The 17,217-nt window shown below is 66.4% G+C and carries 13 protein-coding genes; 9 read left to right on the forward strand and 4 right to left on the reverse strand.

The window, feature by feature from the left end; translation table 11 throughout:
• The first annotated feature begins 40 nt into the window (after nt 1-40).
• Nucleotides 41-2,992, forward strand: a complete 2,952-nt coding sequence (locus SB751_RS10840; RefSeq protein ID WP_410748024.1) for a putative mucin/carbohydrate-binding domain-containing protein — start codon at nt 41-43, stop codon at nt 2,990-2,992.
• A 50-nt stretch (nt 2,993-3,042) separates the two neighbouring features.
• Here the strand turns inward: SB751_RS10840 and lplT are convergent, their stop codons facing one another.
• Nucleotides 3,043-4,362 (reverse strand): lysophospholipid transporter LplT, encoded by a 1,320-nt coding sequence (lplT, locus tag SB751_RS10845; RefSeq protein ID WP_410748025.1) that lies wholly within the window; start codon nt 4,360-4,362, stop codon nt 3,043-3,045.
• A gap of 485 nt (nt 4,363-4,847) precedes the next feature.
• Between lplT and alr the strand changes: the two genes are divergently transcribed.
• The 6 genes from alr to SB751_RS10875 all read left to right on the forward strand — a co-directional run bounded on the left by alr (nt 4,848) and on the right by SB751_RS10875 (nt 12,001).
• Nucleotides 4,848-5,957 carry an alanine racemase gene (gene alr / locus SB751_RS10850; protein WP_144200594.1) on the forward strand — a complete coding sequence of 370 codons (1,110 nt, stop codon included), beginning with the start codon at nt 4,848-4,850 and terminating at the stop codon, nt 5,955-5,957.
• A 60-nt stretch (nt 5,958-6,017) separates the two neighbouring features.
• Complete coding sequence (gene radA / locus SB751_RS10855) at nt 6,018-7,385, forward strand: DNA repair protein RadA (RefSeq protein ID WP_144200592.1); 1,368 nt, start codon at nt 6,018-6,020, stop codon at nt 7,383-7,385.
• Nucleotides 7,386-7,402: 17 nt separating this feature from the next.
• Nucleotides 7,403-8,182, forward strand: a complete 780-nt coding sequence (locus SB751_RS10860; RefSeq protein ID WP_144200590.1) for a GntR family transcriptional regulator — start codon at nt 7,403-7,405, stop codon at nt 8,180-8,182.
• 215 nt (nt 8,183-8,397) lie between these two features.
• Nucleotides 8,398-9,966 carry a gamma-glutamyltransferase family protein gene (locus SB751_RS10865; protein WP_144200899.1) on the forward strand — a complete coding sequence of 523 codons (1,569 nt, stop codon included), beginning with the start codon at nt 8,398-8,400 and terminating at the stop codon, nt 9,964-9,966.
• A gap of 112 nt (nt 9,967-10,078) precedes the next feature.
• Entirely contained in the window at nt 10,079-11,365 is a 1,287-nt protein-coding gene (gene oxlT, locus SB751_RS10870; protein WP_377731794.1) for an oxalate/formate MFS antiporter, read from the forward strand.
• A 150-nt stretch (nt 11,366-11,515) separates the two neighbouring features.
• On the forward strand, nt 11,516-12,001 hold the full coding sequence (locus SB751_RS10875) for a disulfide bond formation protein B (protein WP_149135809.1): 486 nt from the start codon (nt 11,516-11,518) through the stop codon (nt 11,999-12,001).
• 60 nt (nt 12,002-12,061) lie between these two features.
• Here SB751_RS10875 and SB751_RS10880 read toward each other — a convergent pair whose 3' ends face one another.
• The 3 genes from SB751_RS10880 to SB751_RS10890 form a co-directional block, all read right to left on the reverse strand.
• Entirely contained in the window at nt 12,062-12,529 is a 468-nt protein-coding gene (locus tag SB751_RS10880) for a T6SS effector amidase Tae4 family protein (protein WP_144203502.1), read from the reverse strand.
• Entirely contained in the window at nt 12,526-12,888 is a 363-nt protein-coding gene (locus SB751_RS10885) for a Rap1a/Tai family immunity protein (RefSeq protein ID WP_144203500.1), read from the reverse strand. Before SB751_RS10885 ends, SB751_RS10880 begins: the two co-directional genes overlap by 4 nt.
• A gap of 119 nt (nt 12,889-13,007) precedes the next feature.
• On the reverse strand, nt 13,008-14,942 hold the full coding sequence (locus SB751_RS10890) for an ATP-binding cassette domain-containing protein (protein ID WP_211943139.1): 1,935 nt from the start codon (nt 14,940-14,942) through the stop codon (nt 13,008-13,010).
• Nucleotides 14,943-15,222: 280 nt separating this feature from the next.
• Here SB751_RS10890 and SB751_RS10895 point away from each other — a divergent pair, with 280 nt between their 5' ends.
• Nucleotides 15,223-16,137 (forward strand): MurR/RpiR family transcriptional regulator, encoded by a 915-nt coding sequence (locus SB751_RS10895; RefSeq protein ID WP_144203496.1) that lies wholly within the window; start codon nt 15,223-15,225, stop codon nt 16,135-16,137.
• An 8-nt stretch (nt 16,138-16,145) separates the two neighbouring features.
• On the forward strand, nt 16,146-17,120 hold the full coding sequence (locus SB751_RS10900; protein ID WP_144203494.1) for an isoaspartyl peptidase/L-asparaginase family protein: 975 nt from the start codon (nt 16,146-16,148) through the stop codon (nt 17,118-17,120).
• Nucleotides 17,121-17,217: the final 97 nt, after the last annotated feature.

Below are 17,217 nucleotides of genomic sequence, written 5' to 3' on the forward strand. Positions count from 1 at the left end.
AGCGGCCGAGTCTGATTGCATCCTTTCCGAGGTATCCAAGATGGCGGAAATCCTAAAATCGAAGTCCGTGTACACGCTCCAGGATCCGGTATGGATTCGCAACGCGGGGCAGCCGAAAGGGCTCGATCACGACAAGCAGGCGCTGGGCATCATCCTGGCGCCCGGCGCCACGCTGCGGCTTCGGAAGATATCGCCTGACTTCACTGCTTCGATACAGGTGGTCTGTGTCGGCGACGGTACGGCCCCGGCGCAGTCGGTGTCGGTAGGGGACGCGTGGGTCAGTGTCACGGCCGGCGCGGCGCTCGTCCCATTCGTCTCAACGCCCTATGAGGCGGGCGCCCCGGTGATCGAGTTTGCCTACCCTTCGACGAGCAAAGTGCTGCCGGTGTTCCTGGCGGGCAATGCCGAGGCGCCTTTCTTCGCCACCTGGGACGTGCAGGATGCCGAATTCGGCCTGATCGAGGGCGATTATCTGCGCATGCTGGTGCCTGCGCGGGACAAGGCCGCGCTCCGGGCATATCCCGGCGGCCTGGCTGCGCTGGGGGCCTACTATCAGGACCTGCTGACCGCTTTCAATGCCCTGCTGGGGGTGTCATTCCATCCCGAGCGCCCCACCGATCTCAACGTCAGGAACCGCTACTTCCTGGCGGCCGATGCCGCGGCGGCTGACACCGAGCCCGCCTACTATGGCCTGGGGATGGCGGCCACGACGTCGTCGTCGGTCGCCCCGGTCTGGCTCGACAGCCTGCCGACCAGCTGGACTGCGCCCCAAACCATCGCCGGCGGCTATCAGCGCCAATTCTCCGCGACCAATGTCGCCGACCCGAATTCCGTATGGGGCAAGGCTTTTGCGGCCAGCTGGCAGGACTTCCTGATGGGCGCCGACGTCTACACCCAGGGATGGCTCTACCAGGACGCGCCGGCATTCTTCGCGAGCGTGATGGCGCTGCTCCGCAATGGCACGCGCTATGAGTCCTGGGATGTCCGGGCAAAGGTCTATCTGGTGATGCTGCTGAAATACAAGGCCGGGGATGGCGCCATCACCCGGACCAATCGGCTGGATCGCGTCCATATGAACACGCCGCCGCTGCCGGCAGTACGGCCCCCCGGGTTCGATGAAATGGCCGCCGCCTGCGCCGAATGGTGGGATGTGGACATTGCGCCATTTCTCACGCTGGCTCGCGCGCCGGTGACCCCGCTACGCGCCATGCTCAACGTGTTCAGCCACGCCCGCGCCGTCTATCCGCTCAGCGAACTGGTGACGGCGCAGACGCTGCCGACGGTGCAGTCCGCGCTGCATCTCGATTCGCCGCTGCGCCTGGTCGATACGGTAGAGCTGCAGGGTACCGGCGTCACCGGCAGCCTTACCCTGCGGTTCGTGATCGACGAATTCAAGCAGATCTACGGCGAGCCGCTGGTCCTGATGGAAGGCGCCCGGGAGGTGCTCCACATTCCGGTCAGCGCGTCGGAGATGATCCTCGAAAACCTGCCAATTGGCGCTTATACGATTCGGCCGCCGACCGGGAAGAACCGCAAATACCTGGTAGATGCCGATTACCTGATCGTCAAGGAGGGGGAGGCCAGCCAGTCGCTGACGTATACCTTCAAGCGGGGGTCGGGCACGATCAGCCAGACGCTGGTGCTGCTCAGTACCGACTACGGGGTGAGTGGCACGATTCGCGTCGACTTCACGACCATGCAGGTGCGCATCGATGTCAAGGCTGAACCGCTGTCTGCCATGATGACTGGGGCTTACGCCACGATCGGGGTGAAGAACGGCGCGGGAGGCAGCATCTATACCCGCGCGATCAGCGCTCGGGAGGCGGCGCCGATTCACGACGCCGTGCCCTTCGAGATCGGTTATCGGCTAGAGGTGTACGTGGAATATCCCAGCCTGCTGGCCGTAGAGCCTCCCACGCCGGGGCTGCTCCCGTCGCAAGAGAGTCACGTGCTGACGATCACGGCGCTGGGCCTGCAGAACGCGGCGGCCAGCAACAATCCCGAAGCGGACCTGCTGGCGCGCATCGCCGCCGGGGCGACCATCGTGCGCGAGCGCCTGCCGATGGCCCATGCACCCTATGCCCAGATGAAGGACGACCTCTACCTGGCCGTCATGGCGCTGCCATCTCTGGCCCGCAACGTGGCGCGGCGCGAGTATATGGACGTCATGTCCCCGTTCAACTTCGAGCCGGGCGACCACGTTGGCAACCTCTTCACCCTCACGATGAAGGGCTATTACAGCGACATATTCTTCATCGCGACCGTCGACCTGCAGGCGCATGAAATACGCTTCGAAGTCATTGCGACCAAGCCGCACGTCTATTTTTCGGACACGTACGGTTATGTCAGTTTCAGCGATGTGTACGGCAATGAAGTCTTCTCATATGACTTTATCGGCACATTGAAGGCGACCGGCATGTCTGTGACGTTTTCGCTGTCACCGGATGGCGGCGAGCAATATTACTCGTTCAAGGAGGAGGCAAGCTTGGCCCGCTATCCCATCGAAAACGTGATGCAGCAGCAGGTCACGAGCGCGGTAACGAACATGGTGGCCGAGGTGCTTGTCGATGGCCTCATCACCTATGCGTCGGCATCCGAGATCGCGGTGGTGCCGACCGTGCGCGGGAACATGTTCCTGTGGTCACTGTTCGACGGTGCCGGCAATCCGGTGGCGACGCTGAACCTCAGCCTGGTCTTCAATACGCTGACGGTTTCCGTTTCCGCCGGGACGCACCAAGGGGGATTGCGCGTCAGCGTGCATGTGGAGGACAAGTATCAGCAGGTGGTCTACGACCTGGATGTCCACGGGGGCACGCCCGTGGCCCAGGCGATTTCCACCTTTTCGTTGCAGAAGGGCTATACGGTCACGGTGTTCCACAACGATCCGGCCCGTTCCCAACTGGTCAATACGGAAACTGGGGTACGGACGGTGGTCGGCGAGACCGCGCGCTATCAGACCATGGCCCGTGGCCTGAAGGCTCTGCCGACATGAAAAACGCCCCGCCGGCTCAGGCCGGCGGGGCGTCTTCCTGCCCGCGCGGGTCAGTGGTGCTTGTCCTCGCCGATCATCGCCAGCGAGTTGTGCATCTTCACATTGTGCTTGTGCAGACGCATGACCAGCAGCATGGTGGCCGAGATGAACAGGCCCAGCGCCACGATCACGAAGCCGATTGGCACGTTCAGCTTGATCAGCAGCGCGTAGAGGCACAGCATCAGCAGAACTGAAACATTTTCGTTGAAGTTCTGCACGGCGATCGAGTGCCCGGCGGACAGCAGCACGTGCCCGCGATGCTGGAGCAGCGCATTCATCGGCACCACGAAGTAGCCCGACATGGCCCCGACGATCATCAGGAACACATAGGCGATGGCCATGTAGAGCGGCATGGGATAACCCAGCACGTTCAGCATCACGTCCGGCATGGCGTCCTTGGTGTAGAAGGCCATGATCATGACGGTGATGCCCATCGCCACGCCGAACGGCAGCACCGACAGCGAGCGGCGCAGCGGGATCCGGGCGGCGGCCATGATCGCGCCCACCGCCACACCCACCGCCACCACGGCCTGGAGCAGGGCGCCCTGGGACAGGTTCAGCCCCAGTGACTTCTCCGCCCACTTGAGCACGATGAACTGCAATGTGGCGCCTACGCCCCAGAACAGCGTGGTCACGGCGAGCGAGATCTGGCCCAGCTTGTCGCGCCACAGCGCAATGAAGCAGTCGCCGAACTCGGCAATCAGCTTCACCGGGTTCTTTTCCTGTTGCGGGTAGCGCGCGCCGGTTTCCGGGATGAACACGTTGAACACCGACGCCACGACGTAGAAGAACATGATCACCACCATGGCCGCCTCGGCCGGGGTGTTGATGCCGGTGTCCACGTAGGGGATGTCGAAGCGGAGCAGAATGTCCGAGATATGGACCGAGATCAGCGCGCCGCCCACCACGGTGCCGAGGATGATCGAACTCACCGTGAGCCCCTCGATCCAGCCGTTGGCCATCACCAGCTTCTCGGGCGGCAGCAGTTCGGTCAGGATGCCGTACTTGGCCGGCGAGTAGGCGGCGGCGCCGAAGCCCACCACGCCGTAGGCCAGCAGCGGGTGCAGGCCGAACATCATGATCGCGCAGCCAACTATCTTGATGGCATTGGTGATCAGCATGACCTCGCCCTTGGGCATGGAGTCCGCGAAGGCCCCCACAAAGGCCGCCAGCACCACATAGGACAGCACGAAGAACAGCTTCAGCAGCGGGGTCATCCACTGCGGGGAATGCAATTCGGTGAGAAGGGCGATGGCGGCGATGAGTAGCGCATTGTCGGCCAGCGACGAAAAGAACTGCGCGGCCATGATCGTGTAGAAACCCTTCTTCATACCTTCGACTTTGTCTCCATCGCGGACGCCCGGTGCGGCGGGCAGGGGCACGCCGACCGGCAACATCGCGGCTTGCAGGGAACCTGGCGCGACGGCCTTGTCAAAGTGGGGCGGTTGCGCAACTTTCGCGCGCCTTTCGGCTTGCCTGACCGTCATTGACATATTGCTTCTCTTTTAAAACATGGCCGGAGCGTCCGGCTTTATATCACGAAACCACGACATTTCAGCACTCCGGCGGACCCGCGTTTTGACAGGAACCCGCCCTGCGGATTCCCTGAACCGGGCGCCGGTTGTGTTCAAATATCGCCTGCGCGATGTTGCCCCGCATGTGCCGGCCACTCCGTATTCCAGCGCACTTTCGCGCCACGCGCGTGACGGTGCCGGCACAGTGTATGCAACATCAACGCCCGATTGCAGCGGGTTGCCGTCCGGGTCTTCCCTGATCCGGTGCATGCCGGGACGCAACCTGCACCCATAGCCAGACCATGCCAAGACCCATACACGCAGTCATCCACCAGCCCGCGCTGGCCAACAACCTCGACGTGGTGCGCCGCTACGCGCCCCAGTCCCGCATCTGGGCGGTGGTCAAGGCCAACGCCTACGGCCACGGCATCCGGCGCGCCTTTGCAGGCATGCGCGGCACTGACGGCTTCGGCCTGCTCGACCTCAACGAGGCCGTGCTGCTGCGCGACCTCGGCTGGCAGGGCCCGATCCTGTTGCTAGAGGGATTCTTCCAACCGCAGGATGTTCCCCTGCTGGAGCAATATCGCCTTACCACGGCCATTCATTGCGACGAGCAGTTGCGCATGCTCGAGGTGGCCCGGCCCCGGGGGCCGCTGGCGATTCAGCTCAAGCTCAATACCGGCATGAACCGGCTCGGCTTCCGGCCGGAGGCCTATCGCGCCGCCTGGGAGCGCGCGCGGGGGCTGTCCTGCGTGGGCAGTATCGTGCACATGACGCACTTCTCGGATGCCGACAGCGCGCGCGGCATCGCGCACCAGATCGAGGCTTTCGACACCGCCACGGCCAACCTGCCGGGCGAAGCCAGCCTGTCCAACTCGGCCGCTGTGCTCTGGCACCCGCAGGCGCACCGCGCCTGGGTGCGGCCGGGGGTGATCCTGTACGGCGCCTCGCCCACGGGCATAGCGGCGGATATCGCCGATACCGGCCTCCAGCCGGCCATGTCGCTGCACAGCGAGCTGATCGCCGTCCAGGACCTGCAGCCGGGCGATACGGTGGGCTATGGGTCGATGTTCACGGCAGACCGCCCGATGCGCATCGGCATCGTGGCCTGCGGCTATGCCGACGGCTACCCGCGCCACGCGGCGGGCTGGGGCGAGCGCCCCGCGCCGGTGCTGGTGGATGGCACGCGCACCACGCTGGTCGGCCGGGTGTCGATGGATATGGTCTGCGTGGACCTTACCCCCTGCCCGAAGGCCCGCGTCGGCTCGCCGGTCACGCTGTGGGGCCAGGGCCTGCCGATCGACGAGGTGGCGGCGGCCAGCGGCACGGTCGGCTACGAGTTGATGTGCGCGCTGGCGATGCGCGTGCCCTGCACGGTGGCCACGCTGACCACGGCCGACGCCACGGCCTGACCTTTCGCCTGACCCCAGCCTGACCCCAGCCCTGACCTTTTCCCGAACCAAGGACGCCGTTTGGCCAAGACCAAGACTGTCTATTCCTGCACCGAGTGCGGCGGTACCACGCCGCGCTGGGCCGGCCAGTGCCCGCAGTGCAACGCCTGGAACACGCTCGTGGAATCCGTGGCGGATTCCGGTTCCAGCGCCGCGCGGCGCTTCCAGCCGCTGGCCAACTCGGCCGTGGTGCGCAAGCTGTCCGAGATCGATGCGGCCGATGTGCCGCGCTTCACCACCGGCATCGACGAGTTCGACCGCGTGCTCGGCGGCGGGCTGGTCTCGGGCGGCGTGGTGCTGATCGGCGGCGACCCCGGCATCGGCAAGTCCACGCTGCTGCTCCAGACGCTGGCCAATCTGGCCGGCCAGCGGCGCGTGCTCTATGTGAGCGGCGAGGAATCCGGCGCCCAGATCGCGCTGCGTGCCCAGCGGCTGGGCGTGGATGCCCCGGCGCTGGGCCTGCTGCCGGAGATCCAGCTCGAGAAAATCCAGGCCACGCTCGAGGCGGAGCAGCCCGAAGTGGCCGTGATCGACTCGATCCAGACCCTGTATTCGGAGGCGCTGACCTCGGCGCCCGGCTCGGTGGCGCAGGTGCGCGAGTGCGCGGCGCAACTGACGCGCATCGCCAAAAGCACCGGCATCACCATCATCCTGGTCGGCCATGTGACCAAGGAAGGCAGCCTGGCCGGGCCGCGCGTGCTGGAACATATCGTCGATACGGTGCTGTACTTCGAAGGGGACACCCATTCGTCGCACCGGCTGATCCGCGCGTTCAAGAACCGCTTCGGCGCGGTCAATGAGCTGGGTGTTTTCGCGATGACCGAGCGCGGCTTGCGCGGCATCAGCAACCCGTCGGCGCTGTTCCTCTCGCAGCACGAGGAATCGGTGGCGGGTTCGTGCGTGCTGGTTACGCAGGAGGGCACCCGGCCGCTGCTGGTGGAGGTGCAGGCGCTGGTCGATACCGCCAACGTGCCCAATCCGCGCCGGCTGGCGGTGGGGCTGGAGCAGAACCGGCTGGCGATGCTGCTGGCAGTGCTGCACCGGCACGCGGGCATTGCGTGCTTCGATCAGGACGTGTTCCTGAACGCCGTGGGCGGGGTCAAGATCACCGAACCGGCCGCCGATCTGGCGGTATTGCTGTCGATCCATTCGTCGATGCGCAACAAGCCGCTGCCGCGCGGGCTGGTGGTGTTCGGCGAAGTGGGGCTGGCGGGCGAGATCCGCCCGAGCCCGCGCGGGCAGGAGCGGCTCAAGGAGGCCGCCAAGCTCGGCTTCACGATGGCGGTGATCCCCAAGGCCAACGCGCCGAAGCAGAAGATCGAGGGCATCGAGGTGATCGCCGTGGACCGCCTCGAACAAGCCATTGACCGCGTGCGGCACCTGGACTGACGGATAACGGGGGGAGCATGGCGGACGCAACGGACACGCTCGACGGCAGCGCCAGCCTGGCCAAGGCCAAGCGCTCCCAGGCCGCCTATCAGGCGCTGCGCGACGACATCTTCGCTTTCCGCCTGCTGCCGGGAGACCGCTTTACCGAGAACGACGTGGCGGAGCGGCTGGGCATTTCCCGCACGCCAGTGCGCGAGGCGCTGCACCGCCTGCAGGGCGATGGCCTCGTGCGCGGCTACTACCGCAATGGCTGGGAAGTGGTGCCGCTGGACCTGGCCCGTTTCGAGGCGCTCTACGAACTGCGTACCCTGCTGGAGACCCACGCGGTCACGCGGCTGTGCCGGCCCGAGGCTCCGCACCGGGCGGCCCTGGCGGCGCTGGTGCGGCAGCTTGGTGCGATCTGGCGCGTGCCGGTCGCCCGGCGCCTTGCCGATGGCAACGCCGTGGCGCAGCTGGACGAGGCCTTCCACCTTGCCATCGTCGAGGCGGCCGGCAACCCCGAGTCGGCGGCGGTCCATCAGCAGGTGACTGACCGCATCCGCATCATCCGCCGGCTCGACTTCGCCTTCGGCACGCGGATTTCGCTGACTTACGATGAACATTCGGCCATTCTCGACGCCCTGGAAGCCGCCGATGGCGGCCGCGCCGTGGCGCTGCTCTCCAACCATATCGAAGATGGCCGCGCCGAAGTGAGCCGGCTGACCACCGAGCGGCTCGAGCAAGCACGCACCAGCCTTGTGCGCCCCGCGCCCGCCCGGACCCCGAACGCACCCGTCCGGCGCAGGCGCTTCGGCTGATTCCCGCCTTTCCTATTCCGCTTTCCACGTGAGCATTTTCCCGCCAGCCCCGTGCTGACGCGGGCTTGAGACGTTTCTTATTAGGCGAGCGTGCCCGGGCGCACGTGGTGGCACGCCTATTGCGATCCTTCTGCGCAGGAAATTTATGTATACATAAATCGCAGGAGTCGCGGAGCGTGGCATTTCATCTCAATCCGATCCGGGGAAGCCGGGGCATGGCCGTGGCGCCGCACGCGCTGGCGTCGCAGAGCGCGCTGGCCGTGCTGCGCGAGGGCGGCAACGCCGTCGAGGCGATGGTCGCGGCCGCCGCCACCATCGCCGTGGTCTATCCCCATATGAATAGCATCGGCGGCGACAGCTTCTGGCTGGTCTCCCGGCCCGGCGAGGCGCCGCGCGCGCTCGACGCCTGCGGCGCGGCGGCGGGCGATGCCACCATCGCGCGCTATCGGGAGGCCGGCTTCCAGGCCATTCCCACGCGTGGCGGCATGGCGGCCAACACCGTGGCTGGCACGGTGTCCGGCTGGCAGGCGGCGCTGGCCTGGTCGCGCGACGCGCTGGGCGGGTGCCTGCCGCTCTCGCGGCTGCTGGCGGATGCCATCGACTATGCCCGCGTGGGCGTGCCGGTCACGCAGAGCCAGTCCGCCTGCGTGGCCGCCAAGGCCGCCGAGCTGGCCGATGTGCCGGGCTTCGCCGAGACTTTTCTGATCGACGGACGCGCCCCGGCGGCGGGCACGCGCTTCCGCCATCCGCGCCTGGCCGCCACGCTGGAGCAGCTGGCGCGGGCCGGGCTCGATGACTTCTATCAGGGCGACCTGGCCCGGATGCTGGCCCGCGAACTCGGCAACGCGGGCAGCCCGCTGACCCTGGCCGATCTGCGCGCGCACCGCGCCACGTGGAAGGCGCCGCTGGCGCTGGCCCATTCGCGCGGCACGGTCTACAACATGCCGCCGCCCACGCAGGGGCTGGTGTCGCTGCTGATCCTCGGCCAGCTGGACCGCCTGCTGGAGGCGGGCATGGACCCGCTCGGCCCGGACTTCGTCCATGCCTGCGTGGAGGCCACCAAGCAGGCGTTCCACGTGCGCGACCGCCATATCACCGATCCCGCCTATATGGAGATCGATCCGCAGGACCTGCTGGCGCCGCCGTGGCTCGACGCCGCCGCCGCGCGCATCCGCCCGGACGCGGTGCTGCCGTGGGGGCAGGGCATGGGGCCGGCGGACACGGTCTGGATGGGCGTGGTCGATGGCAGCGGCGTGGCCGTGAGCTTTATCCAGAGCATCTATCACGAGTTCGGCAGCGGCATCGTGCTGCCCGGCACCGGCGTGAACTGGCAGAACCGGGGATGCAGCTTTTCGCTCGATCCGGCCGCCCGCAACCCGCTGATGCCGGGGCGCAAGCCGTTCCACACGCTCAACCCGGCCATGGCGCGCCTGAACGATGGGCGCACGCTGGTCTACGGGAATATGGGCGGCGACGGCCAGCCGCAGTCGCAGAGTGCGGTGTTCTCGCGGATCGTCCATTTCGGCATGAACCCGCAGGCCGCCATCGACGCGCCGCGCTGGCTGCTCGGCCGCACCTGGGGCCAGACCAGCGACACCCTCAAGCTCGAATCGCGCTTCCCCGACGCCACGCAGCAGGCGCTGCACCGCCTGGGCCACGACGTGGAGGTGCTGGGGCCGTACGACGAAACCATGGGCCACGCCGGCGCCATCGTGCTGCAGGCCGATGGCCTCTACCAGGGCGGCAGCGATCCGCGCAGCGATGGCGGGGTGGCGGCCTGGTAGGGCCGGCATCGAATTTTCCTGAGTTCCAACCTGCGCGAGCCCGCCATGACGACGATGACGAAAGCGTGGCCGCGTGTCTTCCTCGAAGTTCCTGTCTCAAGGAGTGGTGCAAATGCGTACCGTTGCTGATAACGCGGCCCTCGGCGTGCCGCAGGCCATGCCGCTGGCGCGCACGCGCTGGCTGCAACTGTTGCTGGGTCTCGTCTGCATGATGGCGATTTCCAGTCCGCAGTATGTCTGGACCCTGTTTACCAAGCCGCTGGCGGCCAAGCTGGGGGTGCCGCTCTCGGAGTTGCAGGTCACGTTCTCGCTGCTGATTGTGCTGCAGACGTTCTTCTCGCCGTTCCAGGGCGCGATGATCGAGCGCTTCGGGCCGCGCCGGCTGATCGCGGCCGGCACGGTGCTGGCCGGGCTGTCGTGGGTGCTGGCCGCCTCGGCCCAGAGCGTGGGCATGCTGTACCTGACCTATGGCGTGGTCGGCGGCCTGGGCACGGGCATCGTCTATATCGGCGTGGTGGGGCAGATGGTGCGCTGGTTCCCGGACCGGCGCGGGTTTGCCGTCGGCATGGTCGCGGCCGGCTACGGCATGGGCGCCATCGTCACCACGTTCCCCATCGCGTCGGCGCTGGCAGGCAAGGGGCTGGAGACCACGCTGTGGCAGTTCGGCCTGATCTTCGCGGTGATCGGCTTCCTGGCCTCGCAGGGGCTGCGCGCCCCGGCGCCGGGCGAGCAGCTGCCGGTGCGCGCGTCGTACACGCCCTCCAACGTGGCGGATGTGCCGACCCGTCAGATGCTCAAGATGCCTTTGTTCTGGCTGCTGTTCCTGATGATGACGATGATGTCCACGTCGGGGCTGATGGTCACCTCGCAGATGGCCGCCTTCGCCAAGGACTTCGGGGTGTCCAACGCGGTGGTCTTCGGCATGGCCGCGCTGCCGCTGGCGCTGACCATCGACCGGCTCACCAACGGGCTGACGCGACCGATGTTCGGCTGGATTTCCGACCGCTGGGGTCGTGAAAATACGATGTGCTTCGCCTTCGCGCTGGAGGCCGTGGCGATGACGCTGTGGCTGCTCACGCGCGAGAACGCGGTGCTGTTCGTGCTGCTCTCGGGCGTGGTGTTCCTGGGCTGGGGCGAGATCTTCTCGCTGTTCCCGTCCACGCTGACCGATACCTTCGGCACCAAATTCGCCACCACCAACTACGGCTGGCTCTATATCTCGCAGGGTATCGGCTCGATCTTCGGCGGCCCGCTGGCGGCGCTGATGCACGAGCGCATGGGCAGCTGGATGCCGGTATTCGGCGTAGCCATCACGCTGGATATCATCACGGCGGCGCTCGCCATCGCGGTGCTCAAGCCGTGGCGCCGGCGGTATCTGGCGGGGGCTTCGGCAGCCTAGGCGGCGTGACTGCGGGCGCTGCGGCAATCCGCCGCGGCGGATTGACGTGGGATTGACGTGGGATTGACGTGGGATTGACGTGGCACTGGCAACGGCGGACGGAAAATGGGTAATAATTCGGCTCGACGCCTCTTCCGTCCCGGACCCCCCATGCAAGCCAATTCCCGTGCCTATTTCCTGCTGATCGCCGTGCTCTCGTTCGCGATGCTCGGCGCCGCGCTCTACTTCCAGTATGTGGAGGGCTACCAGCCGTGCCCGCTCTGCATCATGCAGCGCTTCGCCTTTGTCGGCATCGGCTTGTTCTCCCTGCTGGCGGCGCTGGCCCAGAACACGCGCACGCTGTGGCAGGGGCTGGGCATGCTGTCGGGCGTAGCCGGGATCGCGGTGGCGGGGTATCACGTCTCGCTGCTGCTGAACCCGAAGTCCTCGTGCGGCATCGATCCGCTGGAAAACTGGGTCAACCAGCTGCCCACCGCACGCCTGCTGCCCCAGGTGTTCTTCTCGGACGGCCTGTGCACCGCGCCGCTGCCCCCGCTGTTCGGCATCTCGATCCCCGGCTGGTCACTGATCTGGCTGGTGATCCTGACGCTGACGCTGGCGGTGGGGCTGATCCGGCGGGAGAAGAATTACCGGTGAGACGCCGGTGAGAGCAACGAAACACGCCACCCGGAAGGGTGGCGTTTTTATTGGCAGATCTCAGGCCAGGGGCCAGAACCATATTGTCTTGGCATCCCAGAAACAAGTTGAGCCACATGCCTGATAGGCGCCGGTAACGATATCGATGTGGCCGCCCCGACCGCTCATGTAATCCGGAATATTCCAGAACGCTATAACGCCTCGCCGGTTTCCTATTGAACGCAAGGCGTCATCGCGCGGGAAGATTTCTGGTGGCCCCAGGTATTGGCGTTCGGCAAGCATTCTTGCCAGTTTTGCCTGGCCAGGCTCAATGAGCTTCCCCTTGTACTTGCCTTTCTTGATGGCGATCCTGCCGTTAAGGGTGAATCCACATTTGATGAGTGCCAGACTTACGCGGATGGCGCAGGTATTGTTGTATTCGGGTTTGGGGATAAGGTCTTCCCAGCCGATTTCTGCGAAAAGCTGCTCCTTTATGACGGTCTTTCTGCTTTGATAGTGGGATTGCACGGCCATGAACGTTGGTTTCATCGCGCCTTCCCGCTAGAAGGGCAGGGGAATTTTCGCTGGAGCGCGCTAGTGACAAGCGGCGCAGCGTTGCCCCGCCGGTGCTCGGGGCGAACATCCCTGATTTCGCCAACAACGTAAGAGTCGATTTCGCCGCGCTGCACCTTGCCAGTGTTACACCACGCTTGTCCCTCCCCTGCATCGGCGGCGCCGGCGAGATAGCCGTCAAGATACGATTGATCGCGTAGCGTGAATAACTCAGTTCCGGTTTTGCCGTAGCGCTCCACCAACTGTTCGCCGGTCAGGCGTGGTGGAATCGGGCCGGCTGCCAAACAGGTGCTGGCAGACCAGGACAGTATGGCGAAGAGAGGGATCTTCCGCATGAGCTTCCTTTCGATGTTCCGAATCCAGGATGGAAACGGTCGTCGAAGGGTGTAGCGATGGGGAAGACCGGAGGCTGACAGGGATCAAGTGGGGAGCAATATCGCCAATTTCCGAGCCGTCACGCGATCTGTTCGATCTGCTCCTGCAGTTCCAGCCAGCGCTCCTCCAGCTGTTCCAGTTCGCTGGTGACTTCGCCCTGGCGCTTCAGCATTTCCATCAGCCTGGCCTTGTTGGCTTCGGCGTAGCTGGTCTCGTCGGCCATGAAGGCGTCGATGGCGGTCTTGTCGGTCTGGAGCGCGGCCATGCGCTTTTCGACTTTTTCCAGTTCCTTGGTCAGCGGCTTGCGCAGGACGGAGAGGCGCTGGCGCTCGTCGGCTTCGGCGCGGCGCTGGTCCTTGCGGTTGACGTTGGCGCCGGCGTCCGCCGCGGCTTCGGAGGCATGCACCGCCGTGGCGGCGTTGCGCTTGGCGGCGGCCTGCTGGAGCAGCCAGTCGCGGTAGTCGTCCAGGTCGCCGTCGAACGGGCGGATGGTGCCGTCCGCCACCAGCATGAACTGGTCGGAGGTGGCGCGCAGCAGGTGCCGGTCGTGGGAGACCAGGATCAGCGTGCCTTCGAACTGGGCCAGCGCCATGGTCAGGGCCTCGCGGGTGTCGAGGTCCAGGTGGTTGGTCGGCTCGTCCAGCAGCAGGAAGTTGGGCTTCTGCCAGACGATCAGCGACAGGGCCAGCCGGGCCTTTTCGCCGCCCGAGAAGGGTTCGATCGGCGCGGTGGCCATGTCGCCCCGGAAGTTGAAGCTGCCCAGGAAGTCGCGCAATTCCTGCTCGCGCACGTCCGGCGCCAGCCGCGCCAGATGCTGGAGCGGGGAATCATGGTCGCGCAGCGTTTCCAGCTGATGCTGGGCGAAATAGCCGATCACCAGCCCCTTGCCCAGCCGCAGCGTGCCGTTCATCGGCGCCTGCGTGCCGGCCAGCGTCTTGACCAGCGTGGACTTGCCCTGGCCGTTGGCGCCAAGCAGGCCGATGCGCTGGCCGTTCTGGATCGACATCGCCAGGTTGTGCAGGATGGTCACGGGCGGCTCGGCCTCGGCGTAGCCGCAATCCACCCCTTCGAGCACCATCATCGGGTTCGGCGCCGAATCGGGCTCGCGGAACTCGAAGGCGAAGCCGGCCGCCACGTGCACCGGCGCCAGCCGCTCCATCTTCTCGAGCGCCTTGACGCGGCTCTGCGCCTGGCGCGCCTTGGTGGCCTTGGCCTTGAAGCGGTTGATGAACGATTCCAGATGCGCGATTTCCTTCTGCTGGCGCGCGTAGGCCGACTGCTGCAGGGCCATCTGCTGGAGTCGCAGGGTCTCGAACTGCGTGTAATTGCCGCCGTAACGGCGCAACTGCTGGTTCTCGATATGGACGGTGACGTTGCAGATCGCGTCGAGGAACTCGCGATCGTGGGAAATCATCACCAGCGTGCCCGGGTAGCGCGCCAGCCAGTCTTCCAGCCAGACGATGGCGTCCAGATCCAGGTGGTTGGTCGGTTCGTCGAGCAGCAGCAGGTCGGACGGGCACATCAGCGCCTGGGCCAGGTTCAGGCGCATGCGCCAGCCGCCCGAGAACGACGCCACGGGCTGCGACACCTGTGGCAGCGTGAAGCCCAGCCCCAGCAGCAGGGCCTCGGCACGGGCCGGCGCGGTGTAGCCGTCGGCATCGGCGAAGGCGGCGTGGGCCTCGCCCTCGGCGCTCCCGTCGCCACTGGCCTGGGCGGCGGCGATGCGCGCTTCGATCTCGCGCAGCCGGGTGTCGCCATCGATCACATAGTCCACAGCCGAGCGGTCTACCGCCGGGGTTTCCTGCGCCACGTGCGCGATACGCCACTGCGCGGGCACGAAGACATCGCCGCCATCCGGGTGCAGCTCGCCCCGCAGCATGCCGAACAGCGTGGACTTGCCGCTGCCGTTGGCGCCGACAAGGCCGACGCGCTCGCCCGGGTTGAGCGTCACGCTGGTGTGGTCGAACAGCACCTTGGTGCCGCGCTGGAGGACTAGCTGGTCGATTCGGATCACGAGGACTGGGAGATAAGGCGAAGGACGCGCCCGGAGGCGGGCAGGCCGGCATTGTAGCGCGCCGGGTGGCCGGTCTCGCTGGCGCCGGCCGGCCCCGCGGCCCATGTCCGTATCCATGTATTCAGGGATTTCCCCTAATTCGTCACTTCCCAGTTCTCCTGGTACGGGGTTTGCGTGTAAATTTATTTACATAGACCGCCGCACCGGGAAAGTGCCTTTTCATCAAAGGACTTTCCGGGATGGTGCGCGCGGCGCCCTGAACCGGTTCTTTCCCCCAGACATGTCCGAAGGCCAGTCGATTTCCGAACGCATCGCCCGCAGCTTGCCCACGCTGACGCCCGCGCACCAGCGCATGGCGCAGTACGTGCTGGACAACCTGTTCCGCGCGGCGACCATGCGCATCGACGAATTCGCGACGGCTGTGAATGTGTCCGTGGCCACGGCCAACCGCTTTGCCCGGGCGCTCGGCTTCGAAGGCTATCCGCAGTTCCGCGCCGAACTCGTGCGCGGCTTCGAGGCCACGCTGGCCCCGGTGGAGCGCCTGCGCGACGAACTGGCCCGCCCGACCACGGTGGCCGAGGTCTTCGCCGCCGCGCTGGACGACGGCGCGCGCAACCTCGAAGCCACGCGCCGCGCGCTCGATGCCGAGGCCTGCGAGCGGGCCGTCGATGCCATCCTCGCCGCCGAGCGCGTCTATGTGATGGGCTTTGGCGCAAGCGGCTTCCTGGCCGGGCTGCTCCAGCACGGGCTGGAGATGCACTGCCGCATGGTGACGTCGGTGTCGACGGTGGGCGGCGCGTCGCACGCGGCGCGGCAACTGTTCAAGCTCCAGCCGCAAGACCTGGTCATCGCCATCGCATTTCCGCGATACGTGACGGACAGCATGGTGCTGGCCAAGCGCGTGAAGGCCCATCGCGGCAGGCTGCTGGCGCTGACGGATGGCCCGACCTCGCCGCTGGCGCCGCTGGCAGACATCGCGCTGTATGCCAACGCCGGCAATCGTCTTTCCGCTAATTCCGACGCCACGGTGCTCGCGCTGATCGAGGCGCTGTGCGGTGCCGTGGCCTATCGTTCGGCGCGCTCCGTCAAGGCGGCCGCCGAGATGACCGAATTCCTGCTGCCCTGGCTCTATGACGCACCCGGTGCGGGCCAGCGCGAGCGGGGCGCCTCGAAATCTTCCGAATCTACTGAGTGAAAGCTGTCATGACCCAGGCTGTCATTGCCATCCACGGTGGCGCCGGCACGATTACCCGTGCCGCCATGGATGCCAACCGTGAACGCGAATACACCGCCGCGCTGGAGCAGGTGCTGCTGGCCGGCCAACGTGTGCTGGCCGAGGGCGGCAGCGCGCTCGACGCCGTGACCGAAGCGGTGCGCCTGCTCGAGGACTGCCCGCTGTTCAATGCCGGCAAGGGCGCCGTGCTGACCCACGCCGGGACGTTCGAGCTGGACGCCGCCGTGATGGACGGCGCCACGCGCAACGCCGGCGCCGTGGCCTGCGTGACGCGCGTGCGCAACCCGGTGCTGGCCGCGCGGGCCGTGCTGGAGCACAGCGAACACGTGCTGTTCGCCGCCGACGGCGCCGAGGCGTTTGCCGAGGCGCAGGGGCTCGAACTGGTCGCCCCGGACTATTACTTCACGCAGGCCCGCCACGACCAGTGGCAGCGCGCCCAGGCGAGCACCGGCATGGCCTTGCTCGACCATGATGCGGCCGCGCTGGCAGCGAAGGCGGCCCAGGCCGGTACGGACCCGATCGACCCGGACAAGAAATTCGGCACGGTGGGCGCGGTGGCCTGCGACGCCCAGGGCAACCTGGCTGCCGCCACCTCCACCGGCGGCGTGACCAACAAGCAGGTGGGCCGCGTGGGCGATACGCCCGTGTTCGGCGCCGGCTGCTATGCCGATGACGTGGCGGCCGTGTCCGCCACCGGCACTGGCGAGATGTTCATCCGCACCGTGGCCGCGCACGATGTGTCCGCGCAGATGCGCTACGCCGGGCTGTCGCTGGAAGAATCGGCGCGCCGCGTGGTGATGGAGAAGCTGGTCGCCATCGAGGGCCGGGGCGGCCTGATTGCCGTGGATCGGCAGGGCAACGTCACGCTCCCGTTCAACACCGAGGGCATGTACCGCGGCGTGGCGCGCGTGGGCGAGCCCGTCAGCGTGTTGATCTACGGTTGACCGTCGTCATGCCGCAGCATCGCAAAGTCGAAGACATTCGCAGCAATTCGTAGTCACTACACAGTAGATCGCAGCAATCGCAGCACACCGGACAAGT

This window comes from Cupriavidus sp. SIMBA_020, assembly GCF_046535395.1.
Classification (GTDB): Bacteria; Pseudomonadota; Gammaproteobacteria; order Burkholderiales; family Burkholderiaceae; genus Cupriavidus; species Cupriavidus campinensis.

Bases quoted from the DNA above. Each gene is read 5' to 3' on its own strand.
- SB751_RS10860 (WP_144200590.1), top strand. From the start codon at position 7,403: ATGGCGGACGCAACGGACACGCTCGACGGCAGCGCCAGCCTGGCCAAG.
- SB751_RS10895 (WP_144203496.1), top strand. From the start codon at position 15,223: ATGTCCGAAGGCCAGTCGATTTCCGAACGCATCGCCCGCAGCTTGCCC.
- oxlT (WP_377731794.1), top strand. From the start codon at position 10,079: ATGCGTACCGTTGCTGATAACGCGGCCCTCGGCGTGCCGCAGGCCATG.
- SB751_RS10865 (WP_144200899.1), top strand. From the start codon at position 8,398: ATGGCCGTGGCGCCGCACGCGCTGGCGTCGCAGAGCGCGCTGGCCGTG.
- lplT (WP_410748025.1), bottom strand. From the start codon at position 4,362: ATGAAGAAGGGTTTCTACACGATCATGGCCGCGCAGTTCTTTTCGTCG.
- SB751_RS10840 (WP_410748024.1), top strand. From the start codon at position 41: ATGGCGGAAATCCTAAAATCGAAGTCCGTGTACACGCTCCAGGATCCG.
- SB751_RS10875 (WP_149135809.1), top strand. From the start codon at position 11,516: ATGCAAGCCAATTCCCGTGCCTATTTCCTGCTGATCGCCGTGCTCTCG.
- SB751_RS10880 (WP_144203502.1), bottom strand. From the start codon at position 12,529: ATGAAACCAACGTTCATGGCCGTGCAATCCCACTATCAAAGCAGAAAG.
- SB751_RS10885 (WP_144203500.1), bottom strand. From the start codon at position 12,888: ATGCGGAAGATCCCTCTCTTCGCCATACTGTCCTGGTCTGCCAGCACC.
- alr (WP_144200594.1), top strand. From the start codon at position 4,848: ATGCCAAGACCCATACACGCAGTCATCCACCAGCCCGCGCTGGCCAAC.
- SB751_RS10900 (WP_144203494.1), top strand. From the start codon at position 16,146: ATGACCCAGGCTGTCATTGCCATCCACGGTGGCGCCGGCACGATTACC.